Consider the following 12381-nt stretch of genomic DNA (forward strand, 5'->3'; position numbering starts at 1 on the left):
TTTTCTGTATTTTGGATATTACCCCCAACCCCCTGAAGGGGGAGTACTCCGAAGTGGATTTTCTCCCCCTTCAGGGGGTTGGGGGGTATAAATAAGCCAACAAAAGAGGCTGGTTAAGTAAAGAAAATTCAGAACTTAACAGCCCTGGCCTAAAGGGGGCTTTACTTGACTATTCTCAACTTAAGCCCCCTTTAGGGGGTTGGGGGTAAAACATACTCACTGGGTAATGACATCAATTTCGGCATAGCCCGATCCAGACCCTTCCTGCGTGTTTTTCAACGCACGTAATTTGATGTATCGGGCTTTGGTGGGTTCAAAGGTTTTGATTTGCCAAACTGGGCTGTTCTTGATGTTCGAAAACTCACCTTCACTGACCCGTTTCCAGTTGGTGTTATCGGCGGATACCTCAAATTGGTAGTGGGTGATGATGCTGGCCTCTTCCCACCAGTTTTGAGCAGGCAAATACCGGAAACCCGTCAGATTTTCTTCTTTACCCAGATCAATGAGTAAGTCGGCAGGCATCGGTTGGCCCTTGCTTTGGTGCCATGAGGTCGCCGGATTTCCATCTAAAATCTGGTACGCCGATTTGGCGTCTGTACTTAAGATTTTCCAGTTCGTGCGGGCTATGTCAAACTTTTCTTCGCTGACGATGCTGCTTTGTTTCGTGAACGGATTATAGGCAATCGCCTTTAGGTCAACTTTGCCGTTGCCGGTTTTTACGGGAGCCGTGTATTTGGTAGCGGTTGCGGTGGGCGAGCTTCCGTCGAGGGTATAATACAATTCCGATTCGGTATCACCGGGTTTGAGGTGAATAGCCCCGGCCTGGTCGCGGGTGATGACGGGGGGTGTTAGAATCAGTGGGGCTTTATAAACTTCGAGGTTTGAAATTAAGGGGCAGCCTTTGGCGTCCAGAATCGTCAGGCGCAGTTGCGTGGCGTCAACGGTCGGAAATCGAAGAATGCGTTTATAGCCGATGGTCGTTTCTTTGGCAATTTCTTTCCAGCTACCATCGACCAAAGCTTCTACAGTAAACGATTTGACCCGTTGCCCCAGGCGGATGGGCTCCTGCACCAGAAATCGATTAAAAGCGGTGGGTTTGGCAAATTTCAGCGTCAACGATGCATTACGAACGTTATCATCTGTAGCCCAATAGCTTTCTTTGTCGGCATCAATGGCTTTGCTGGCGTCGTAGGCCGAGCTTTTCCCCCTTGTCTGCGAGGCCGTAACACTAGCATTCTTAGCCAGATTCAAGGCGAACGCTTCTTTGGTCGCTTTGGCAAATGCCTGCACGGCTTTTTCGTCTTTTTCATGAATCAGGCCGTTGGGCATGATCGGAAAATTGAGCAGTAGCGTCGCGTTTCGACCGATGGAATTGTAGTACGTATCCATTAGTTGTGTCAACGTCTTTACCTTTCTATCTTCGCGCTCGTGGTAAAACCACTCAGGTCGAATGGAGGTGTTTACTTCGCCTGGTACCCAGGCATTGCCGTTTTCTACGCCGTGGCGCAATTGTTCTTCGGGCACATCGCCGGTCGCATTCAACAGACTCCAGTTGGTTTCGCCCACATACCCGGCTTCGGTACCCACCCAGCGCAGGTCAGCCCGATCCCCACCGTCGTTCCAGATGACGATCTTGGGCTGGAGCTTCCGCACGAGTTTGTACGTGTTCGGCCAGTCGTAATACGTTTTCGAATCAATTTTACGGGTTTCGTTAGCCCCGCCATAATAACCTGACCCGCCGTTGGCACCATCGAACCAGACTTCAAAAATGTCGCCGTAGTTGGTCAGCAGTTCTGTCAACTGATTGCGGAAATAGGTAATGTATTCGGGTTTTCCGTAGTCGGCATGGTTCCGATCCCAGGGCGAGAGATACACACCGAACTTCAACCCATATTCTTTGCAGGCATCGGCCAGCTCCCGCACAATATCGGCTTTTCCATTGCGCCAAGGAATATTTTTCACGGAGTAGTCGGTGTATTTCGACGGCCAGAGGCAGAATCCACTGTGGTGCTTGGCTGTAAAAATGATGCCTTTCATACCAGCCTCTTTACAGATCCGCGCCCATTGCCGGCAATCCAGTTTAGTGGGGTTAAACAGCTTCGGGTCTTCGTTACCCAGGCCCCAGGCCATATCGGTATAGGTGTTGATCGAAAAATGGATGAAGGCATAATATTCCATTTTCTGCCAACGCAACTGGTTTTCGCTGGGCAGCGGTCCAACGGGTTGAGGAGATGTTGGCTGGGTAAATCCGGCAAGACCTGTTAGCAAACAAAGTGCTAGTGGAATGAAAAAAGATTTAAGCATAGGTAGTAATACGTAAGAATTACCAGGTCAAAAAGTTAGCGTGGTTTTACCGGTGGCGACAACTTTCACCAGAGGGTTCTTCATCAATTAGTTGCGGTTGGTTTATAGCCCAGCAACGACAGCATTTGCGTGGCGTATCGTTTGCCTAACTCCCGATAACCGGCGGCATTAAAGTGCAGGTTATCGGCCGAATCGGTACAGCCCGCCGATGAAATTACGTGGGCATTTTTGATTGTTTGCGGCAACGTGGCAATGATCTTATTCATACTCGCACAAATGCCACCCTGATCCGCGTTGACCGTTTCGCCCGCCAGCAACGGCACTTTTCTGGGTTTCAGGTCCAGGTCGTTCATCAGGTTATCGTACACCACCTTCACCTTTTTCGTCCAGAGTGTGTCATTCGTATTCGACTCGCCCTGATGAAGCAAAATGCCTTTTATGACGCCGTCTTTCTGCGCCAGCTTCGCCATCTCGACCAGTCGGGCGTATGGATTTCCGTCGTATTCCTTGATAAAGTTTTTCATCCAGCCCGGCACCGTCGTGACGTATGCTTCGTACTGATCTTTATCGAACAGCTCGATTTTGCAGCCACCTACGGCCACGTTGATGACGCCTACCCGGACTTTATCGGGAAGATTGGCAACCAGTTCCCGGCCAAAATAATCAGCGGGGGTAAGCCCGGTTTTGCAGCGGCACAAAGGCGGCACAGCGGTGTACCAATTCCCTTTTGTTCGGTTGATAGCTGGGCAGTCAACCGCTTCCATAACCTGAAACCGAGGGTTCACATTGACGGTGTCCTGCGGTTCAATTTTGGCGTTCCCCTCCATGTTGGATTGCCCGAAACAGAGGAAAATGTAGAAGTTTTTGTCCTGAGCGTATCCGCTAAAGCCGATACAGACAAAAAGTAGTAGTAAACAGATTCGATTCATAGTCATTTGGTAACGTATAATACATTCAAGCGCCGTTTTTGTCATGCTGACGAAGGAAGCATCTTCGGATGAGACTCTTTTTAAATTACCGAAGATGCTTCCTTCGTCAGCATGACAAAAACGGCGCATCTTCAATAATCCACTACTAATCAAAATTTTATACTGAAAGACAACTCTCTATCCTATTCACTGCCTTCATTGTTTAGCTACGATTGTATTTATGATTCGGAAGTAATCGAAGTCGGCGAAACCGCCCGTTTGCTTGGTGGCGTAGGTAAACAACCCAAAGCGATAGCCCATAAAATGCGGGATAGTGTACGGCATCTTTAGCGGTTCACCAATTGGTGTCCAGGCTGTACCGTCGAGGCTGTAGAAGAAATGGGCTGTGTCTTTGCGGTCGCGGAAATCGCATTCCGCTTTCAGGTAGACCGTTTTCTGGTTCAGCGGAACGCGCTGTATCTCAACTGGTTTCCCCGAACTGGCACTCACCATGACAATCGATTTCGTTCCGTTATCGACCTTCACGCCCACCAGCCCATAATTCTTCTGAAGGAGGCTCAGCCCGGCAAAGTCACCGTCTTTCAGATTCGAGACATCAAGCATGGTCGACCCCGAACATTCGGGACCGATGGTGCGCTGGGTAAGGGTGTTGTGGGCCATCACGAATGAGGTGTCCGTGCGGCCCGTTTTCAGGCGCAGGTAACCTTTCCGTTCCGTCACCGACCAGAGGCTGTTGTCGGGGTTGTGGTTCCACTGCCATACGAGTGGTAGAGCGGGCTCACCTTTTTTACGGGCAAACTCATCGGCGTTTACAATGCCGGGAATCAGTCCTTTGCTGGCGGGCAGGTTGAGCGTTTGGGGCACTTTGCCGTTGTCGCCCAGCACAGGCCAGCCATCCTCCCAGCGTACCGGCACCAGATACGGAATCCGGCCCACCCCGCCGAAGTCGCGGAACAGGTACGAATACCATTTTCCATCGGGCGTATCGATCAGCCCGCCCTGTGCGACCCCTAAATCCTGGAGCCCTATTTTGCCTTCCCAGGGGCCGGTGATTTTGTCGGCACGGTGAATGACCACCGTCCGCATACCGCCTTTGGGCCAGGTGATATTGAAGAGATAATACTTACCGTTCACCTTGAACAGTTGTGATCCCTCAGCAGGCAGGCCACCGCCCGTTCCCGATGGCGTGCTGGCGTTTTCAATAATAACCTGCTCGGTGGTGCCGGGTTTTACGCCCGACGCATCGGCTGCAAGCTCAACCAGTTTGAGCTTCCCCGCTCCATAAATGAGGTAAACCCGCCCGTCGTCATCAAAAAACAGACTATGGTCGTGGTACGACGGCGAAAACGAAGTGGCTTTCCAGGGGCCTTTTTCAATATTCTTCGTCGTGTAGATATACGTTTTCCCCGTTGTCTGGGCGAAGGTGGTCACATAATAAGTGCCATTGTGGTAGCGCAGACTGCTGGCCCATGACCCACGACCGTAGGTGCTTTTGCCATTGGTCAGGTTCAGCGCATCTACACTCGCCAGCGTATCGTAGGCGTAGCCGACCATCTGCCAGTTCACCAGGTCGTTCGATTTCATGATCGGCAGGCCCGGACTCAGGTGCATGGTCGTGCTGCTCATATAGTAGGTATTGCCTACGCGGATCATGGCCATGTCGGGTACGTCGGCAAAAAGAATGGGGTTATGGGCGGTTTGTGCTATCGCTGAGAATTGAATCAGCAGAAGCACAAGCAAACCATATCGGGAAAGCATGTTTTTCATGTAATCACCTTATTATAAAAGTTTTACGCTATTCTACGAAGGCATTATCGTGACCTTTTTTTGTCATCCCGACGAAGGAGGGATCTTCGGGTGCTAGAATGTATTGCTATTCCCGAAGATCCCTCCTTCGTCGGGATGACAAAAGCGGGATGACAAAAACACCCGATGACAAGACAAAACGGTTTATTCCAGCGGACCAATCAGTTCAATAAAATTTCCATCAGGATCCTGCACAAAAACGAACTGCGCCTTGTCGTTCAGGGGTGTGGGCGTACTACCCAAAAACTTCACCTTCATCTGCGTCAGCCGGTCAATGATGGGTTGTAGCGCTTTCACCTGAATGGTGATGTACTGCATGCCCGTATCATCCTGAATGTAGGTTGGCTTCGGGTGTGATGCCTTCTTGCCGAAGCTCATCAGTTTCCAGTCGGTGGCTTCGGGGCTGTTTTCGAGTTTCAGGATGGTTACGTTCGTGGCTACACCATTGGTCAGGCCAGAGCGTTTTCCGAACTCTTCGTTGATGGTAAAGCTGCCAGTTTTGACCATGCCGATGCCATTTACGTAAAAGTCAAGCGAGCGTTCGATGTCGGCGACTACCACCCCCACGCCAATGGTTTTACTGGTAAAATTAGACTGTGCCAGAGCGCTCAATACACAGCAAAACACCAATAGTGTTGTTGTGACACATTTATGGGTAATCATTGTTCTTCTGTTCCGGCTAAAGTGAATCATACGTTACTGCGTTATAAGTCTAATTTGATTAAAGCGAGGAGTAGTCGTTCCATTTATAGCCGTGATTTTCAGTGAAATCACATCCTGACTATCAGCTTTGAGCCGGATCGTTTTCCCCTCTGACGAAAGAATATCGGCTGGTTTGTCATTGATTAGGAAGTTCAAATTGTCCAGCTTGATAGTATCTAAAGCACGGATGTCAACGTACTTACCCGTCTGGTTTTTGTTCTGTAGCTGGTACGTGATATAGGACCGGGTACGTCGCCAGAACTGCTCGTCGTCGTAGCCTGAATCGCTCTTTTCACCTTTGTACTGGTGGTCAACTTCGGGTTGCTGTTCGCCACAATTTACCTTATCAACCGTGCTGGCGTCAAGGGCAAGGGACTCGGCTTCCTGCTGCTTCAAGCGGGCTTTCTGCTCGTCGAAGGCCGCTTGGGTGAACATTGGAAAATACATCTGGTACCGTGCATCGTGTACCTCGTAAAACGGCTGTAGTGTCAGCGAGTCCAGCTTGAAGCGGAGCCTGTTTGCGGGCTTGAGCTGTGTCAGGTACGTGGCAGGGTTGCCTACGAGCGCATAAGCGTTGGTGAGTGGGTACAGTTTGCCTTTTGTTTCGTGCCCCATCCGGCTATCGTCGGCAAAGAGCCCGGTCAGGTCGTTTGTCGACGTTTTGGCGGCCAGCACAATGGGCCCATTGACAAAGGCCGCCCAGTTCGAGCCGTCTGGCAAATACTCCAGCCGCGTCGAGGTGTTGAAGCGTACCGTCACTTTATCGCCCGACTTCCATTTCCGGCGAACGGCCACGTAGCTCGCCGGTTTTCCGTCGACCGATTGAACCTTGCCATTCACCAGAACGGTGAAGTTTTCGGCCCATTTCGGATAACGGATCTGTACAGAAAATTCCTGTGGTTTTGTTGTCTCTATGACCAGTTCAGACTGGTTTTGGTACGGAAATTCCGTGCGCTGGGTGAGTTTTACACTTTTGTCCGTCCAGTTCACCGTCGATGGAATGAACAGGTTGACGAACAGATCGTTGGCCGAGTGGCTAAAGATCAATTCGCCGTATTTGGTATGGTTTTCGATCCCCGACCCCACGCAGCACCACATGCTGGTTTCGGGCTGCGAATACACCCGGTAGTGGTTAGGCCGAATGGGCGTGAAATACACAAATCCGCCTTTTTCGGGATGCTGACTCGACAGGATATGGTTATAGAGCGTCCGTTCGTAGAAATCCAGGTAGCTCACGTCGTTTTTATCCAGAAACAGGGCTTTGCTCAGACGCAGCATATTGAACGAGTTGCAGGTCTCCGGCCCCTGATTCGAGCGGAGTACCTGACTGAAATCGGTTGTTGGGTTGAAATGCTCCCGCACGCTGTTGCCACCAAACGCCACACTGCGCGTCTGCGACACGTTCTGCCAGAAATACCGGGCCGCTTCCGACCAGTCGGCCTTACCCGTGAGCGTGGCGATTTTCTCGAACCCAATTACCTTCGGAATCTGCGTGTTGGCGTGCAATCCCGTCAGTTTGTCCTGTTTCGCCAGCAGCGGTTCCAGAATGGCCCAGTGCGAAATCCGTTGCGCCGTTTCGAGGTATTTGTTGTCTTTCGTGAGGATGTACAGATCGGCAAAGGTTTCGTTGATACCACCATGTTCGGTACGCAAGACCTGCTGAATCTGCTCGTCGGACAGGGGGTTTATCAACTCCACAAACCAATCGCCCAAGCCAATCAGCACCTGTCTGGCCTGTTGGTTTCCGGCGTATTCATAGGCATCCCGCAGGCCCGCAAACAGCTTGTGAATGTTGTACAGTGGCACCCAGGTGTTGTTGAGTCCGAAACTGCTGCCGTCGATATCGCCTTTGTGAATCCGCTCCCAGAACACCTTCCCTTGCGGAATGCCGCCCACGTACCCATTGCCATTTTTAGCCTGGCACTGCGCCAATTGGTCGACCATGTAGTCGAGTCGTTTTTTCAGTTCGGCATCCCCAGTCGAGGCATACATCATGGCCAGTGCCGACAGGTAATGTCCACCGATATGCCCGTCCAGTCCTGAGCTTTCCCAGTTGCCATAGCGCGGGGCTTTAACTGGTAGTCCAGCATCGATCATGTACGGGGCCAGCAGCTTATCCAGGTTCAGGGCCAGAATATACTTCAGGTCAACATCCTGGGCATTCTTGAAGGGGCCGCCCGTCAGCTTTACCTCCTGCAACGTAAACGGCTGCATCTGCGCCAGTGAGGAAAGGCTGGTCAGAAGGAGAAGGGCGATATGGAGTAGAGTCGTTTTCAAAGGGTAACGCTGTTTTTATTGAGTTTTTGTCATCCCGAGGAACGAGGGATCTTCGGTAGCAGGAAGTTTTTCAGCCTCATCCGAAGATCCCTCGTTCCTCGGGATGACAAAACAAGAGACTTGGATGACAAAAGCCTCGGGATGTTTACTTCTTATACATCAAGTCGTCGCCTTTGTATTTCAGGAAGGTAAATGAGGCCGAATTCTCGGTTTTTTCCCCTGATGAAGTGGCATACAGGCCATACACGCAGCCAATGAAGCTATTGGCCACTTTGGTGCTTAGAAACTTACCGTCCACCTGGTCTTTTAACAAATTCCAGTTTTTTCCATCGGTCGAATAGTAGAAGCTATACAAAGCACCTTCTGACTGTATTTTGAAATTTACCCTGGCAGCGGTCGACGTTAAAGGTACTTCGGTAACCAATTCGAGTGTCTTGTCTTTACTCTTAAAGAGTTGAATAACCCCTTTCCCTTCTTTTTTTGATTTGGCCACGAAGTAGAAATGGCGTTCGTCCTGAAAAATCACCAAACCTGCTTTTTCATTGTCCGCTTTTGGGGTAAAAATTACTTCCGTTTCGGCGGTGCTGGTTAAATGTTGTTGACGCTTGCCAACAAACGACGGATTTCCCATTTCTGAAATCGTTTCCGGTTTGAGTGTAAGCGTCAGTCCAGTTGCTTTCGACGTTTTAAACGAACTGCTATCCACTGTTCTCAAAAAAAGCATCGACAGATCAAGCCCTTTATCGAACGTCATGGTATACGCAAAGTTACCGTTTTGCGGCAAAGCACCTTTTTGTTTTACTTCTTTGATGTTGGTTTTGTAGTTGTATTCAATGGCTTGTTCGCCGTGTTCAATCATCGGCCAATCGTTTACCCAGGTTAGCGGGGCAATAAACATTTCACGGCCTGTATTATAAAAATCGCCTTCATAGGGTCGCACTGCCAGGAAAATCGAATACCAATTGCCATCGGGACCTTCAATAAACTGAGCGTGTCCGGCCGACGTGATCGGGTTGGGTCTGTCGGCGGGCAAGTTTCGTTGCGTAAGCACTGGATTTCCCTCAAACGGTACATAAGGTCCCCAAATATCTTTGCTGCGCAGTGCCACCTGCGAGTGATTCACGGACGTTCCCCCTTCGGCAGCATACAGGATGTACCAATCGTTATGTTTCAAAATATGCGGGCCTTCAATCCAAACGGGTTTTTTAGACAAATCGACCCCGCCATTCACCAGCTGTTTTTCTTCACCCACTACCTTTAGATTCCGGTAATCAAACGCATACATTCTGATGGTGCGGTGACCCGAATAAAGCGGCTTACGGTCGGGAGCATCGCTATTGTAGATGATGTAGGCTTTGTCGGTACTTTCATCAAAATAGATGGATGGATCGATGCCTTTTACCTCCGGAATTTTCACTGGATTGCTGTAAGGGCCTGCAGGATTTTTGGACGTTACAACAAAATTTCCATCATGGTCAATATCCGTGCAAGTCACATAGTACGTCCCCTTGTAATAACTGATGGCCGGGGCAAACAGCCCACGAGTCATCCGCTCGCCCATGAACTCCATTTGCGACGGGCGATTGATTACATTTCCGATTTGCTTCCAGTTTTTCAGGTCGCGGCTGTGCATGATCGGCAAGCCGGGGAAATAGGAAAATGTAGAATGTACTGAATAATAATCAGCCCCCACTTTAACAATGCTTGGGTCGGGGTAAAACCCGGTCAGAATGGGGTTGACGAGTGTGGTTTGGGCGAACAGGGTGAAACTCCAGGCTAAACAGCACAGAATCAGAGCAAAAGAGACAATTTGTTTTTTCATTAGTAGTTATATTTTCACGTTTTCATCAGCGTTTTTTTTGTCATACCTCGGGATGACAAAAAACTATTGCCCCACCAGCGTATACACCTTGCCCGGCTGGGTTTCGATATCATAGAGCATCGTCTCTTTCAGTGCCGATGCCGTCAGGTTGGCTTTGGTGGATATTATCGGCGTCAGTGTATTTTCGGTTACGTAAAACGGATTCGGGTTCTGCCCAGCTGCCGGTTTCAGGGCTATCCCTTTGCTGGCTGTTAGCGCATTGGGTGTCCGTATCCGCAGATTTCCACCCAGGTTCGACTTAATGTCAAGTTTGGCCAATTTCCCGCCTTTCCACTCCATATTCACTACCTCAAATCCGCCAATGGCCCGCAAACCGCTGATGCTACCAGCTTGCCAGACGTCGGGCAGGGCGGGCAGAAGATGAACGGCTCCATCGGCACTTTGCATCAGCATTTCCGTAATGCCCGACGTACAGCCGAAGTTGCCGTCGATCTGAAAGGGCGGGTGGGCATCGAACAGGTTGTTGTACGTACCTCCACCCTCTTTGGTAACCCCCAGCGGAGTGAGTTGATTTTGGATGAGTGTGTAGGCATGATTGCCATCCTGTAATCGCGCCCACCAGTTTACTTTCCAGCCCATGCTCCAGCCGGTCGATACATCGCCCCGATGGGTCAGGGTTGTTCGGGCGGCATTGAATAATTCGGGAGTCCGGTACGGCGAAATCTGTACCGCCGGGAATAAGCCATACAGATGCGATACGTGCCGGTGATGGTCATTCGGGTCATCGACATCATCCAGCCACTCCTGCAACTGGCCGTATTGCCCCACGTGCATGGGGGGGAGTTTGCTGCGCATCTGCGTCAATGTATCCACAAAGGCAGCATCTTTTTTCAAGATCTGCGCGGCCCGAATTGTGCTGCTAAACACGTCAAACGCGATCTGATTGTCCATGGTCGTCCCCGCATCCAGTGACGAGCCTCCGTGGGCTTTCGGTGCATTTTCGGGCGAGCTGCCGGGGTTCACCACCAGCCAGTGATAGGTGGGATGCTCCACTAAAAAATCGACGTAGAAGGTAGCGGCCCCTTTCAGGATTGGGTAAATGGTTGCCAGATAGGTCTTGTCGCCACTGTACAGATAATGGTCCCAAAGGTGTTGACTGGTCCAGCCGCCACCGGCAATCCACATGCCCCAGAAAGCCCCGTCGATAGCGCCGGTTGCCCGCCAGATGTCGGTGTTGTGGTGGGCCATCCAGCCGCGTGCGCCATACATGACCCGCGCCGTTTCCTGCCCGGTCTCCGACAGCTCTTTCACCATCCGCAGAAACGGCTCATGGAGTTCGGCCAGGTTCGTTTTTTCGGCGGGCCAGTAGTTCATCTGGGCGTTGATGTTAATGGTGTACTTACTGTCCCAGGGGGGCCGCATTTTGTTGTTCCAGATGCCCTGTAAGTTGGCGGGTTGCCCGTTCGGTTGTGAGGACGAAATCAGCAGATAGCGGCCATATTGATAGTACAACGTGACCATCTGCGGGTCATTGGCTGTACGGAAATTCTTCAGTCGCTCGTCGGTAGGAAGTTTCGCGGCTTCTGTGCTTCCCAGATCAAGCTTAACCCGGTTGAAGTATTTTTGGTAAGCCGCAACGTGTGGCGTTAAAATGACTGCGTATGATTTGGGGTACGCTTTTGTCAGATACGCGGTCGCCCGTGCATTTTCGTCTCCGCTGATGTCGTTGTACTTGATAAAGTTGGTGGCAATGGAGATATAGATCGTAGCGGCATTCGCTCCTTTTACGGTAAGGGTTGTGTCAGTGGACGACAGACTTCCGCCCTCTGTTTTGATCCGGGTAATGCCTTTGAACCTAACCATGCCTTTGACCCCTTCGTGATCAGAAGCGGTACCGGCAATGGTCAAGTCATTAGCGGACGTGGTCTTAACTTCAGCTTTAATTTGTGGTGTGGAGAAAGAAGCGGAAAACGTAAGGCGGCCTGGTTTACTGGCGGTTAATCGCATCACTATTACCTGATCCGGGAAAGAGGCCAGTATCTCCCGGGTGTAGGTCACTCCCGCAACGGTGTAGGTCGTTTTGGCAATGGCGCGTTCAATGTCCAGTTCCCGGTAATACTTGGTATAGTTTTCGTGCCCCTCGAAGGTCAGGTGGAAACTACCCACGGGCTGGAACATCTGTCCGTGCGCCTTTTTGGTAATGATCGTTTTATTGGCCAGATTCTCAGCTTCCTTCTGCTTATTGGCAAAGATCAACTGCCTGATTTCGGGCAACGATGCCAGCGCAGCCGGATTATCGTTCCGGTTCGGCCCCCCAGACCAAAGGGTATGCTCATTAAGCTGGATGGTTTCCTTCCCAACGTTTCCATAGACCATAGCACCTAACCTGCCGTTGCCAATGGGTAAGGCATTTTCCCAGGTTTGCCCGGCGGGCGTTGAATACCAAAGCTTCAAACCAGATTTGTTCTGTGAAAAGCTAACCGTTGTTAGGGTTAGTAATAACAAGAAGAGAAGGTATCTCATTGACTAAGGTCGATCATT

General features: G+C 50.7%; 7 protein-coding genes. All 7 read right to left on the reverse strand.

The features are described 5' to 3' along the window. Positions 1–216 precede the first annotated feature (216 nt). Complete coding sequence (locus tag ACYVGO_RS23180; protein ID WP_460971299.1) at positions 217–2304, reverse strand: alpha-L-fucosidase; 2088 nt, start codon at positions 2302–2304, stop codon at positions 217–219. Between the two features lie 83 nt (positions 2305–2387). After that, on the reverse strand, positions 2388–3239 hold the full coding sequence (locus ACYVGO_RS23185) for a sialate O-acetylesterase (protein WP_460971300.1): 852 nt from the start codon (positions 3237–3239) through the stop codon (positions 2388–2390). A 189-nt stretch (positions 3240–3428) separates the two neighbouring features. After that, positions 3429–5000 carry a glycoside hydrolase family 43 protein gene (locus ACYVGO_RS23190; RefSeq protein ID WP_460971301.1) on the reverse strand — a complete coding sequence of 524 codons (1572 nt, stop codon included), beginning with the start codon at positions 4998–5000 and terminating at the stop codon, positions 3429–3431. Between the two features lie 183 nt (positions 5001–5183). Then, positions 5184–5702, reverse strand: coding sequence for a VOC family protein (locus tag ACYVGO_RS23195; protein WP_460971302.1), 519 nt, complete (start codon positions 5700–5702; stop codon positions 5184–5186). A 33-nt stretch (positions 5703–5735) separates the two neighbouring features. Beyond that, the gene (locus ACYVGO_RS23200) at positions 5736–8018 is read right to left on the reverse strand and encodes a glycoside hydrolase family 127 protein (RefSeq protein WP_460971303.1); all 2283 of its coding nucleotides are present in this window, start codon (positions 8016–8018) and stop codon (positions 5736–5738) included. Positions 8019–8163: 145 nt separating this feature from the next. Continuing rightward, positions 8164–9840 (reverse strand): glycoside hydrolase family 43 protein, encoded by a 1677-nt coding sequence (locus ACYVGO_RS23205; protein WP_460971304.1) that lies wholly within the window; start codon positions 9838–9840, stop codon positions 8164–8166. Positions 9841–9903: 63 nt separating this feature from the next. Then, complete coding sequence (locus ACYVGO_RS23210) at positions 9904–12363, reverse strand: glycoside hydrolase family 95 protein (RefSeq protein ID WP_460971305.1); 2460 nt, start codon at positions 12361–12363, stop codon at positions 9904–9906. Positions 12364–12381 lie beyond the last annotated feature (18 nt).

It is taken from the genome of Spirosoma migulaei (assembly GCF_054776855.1).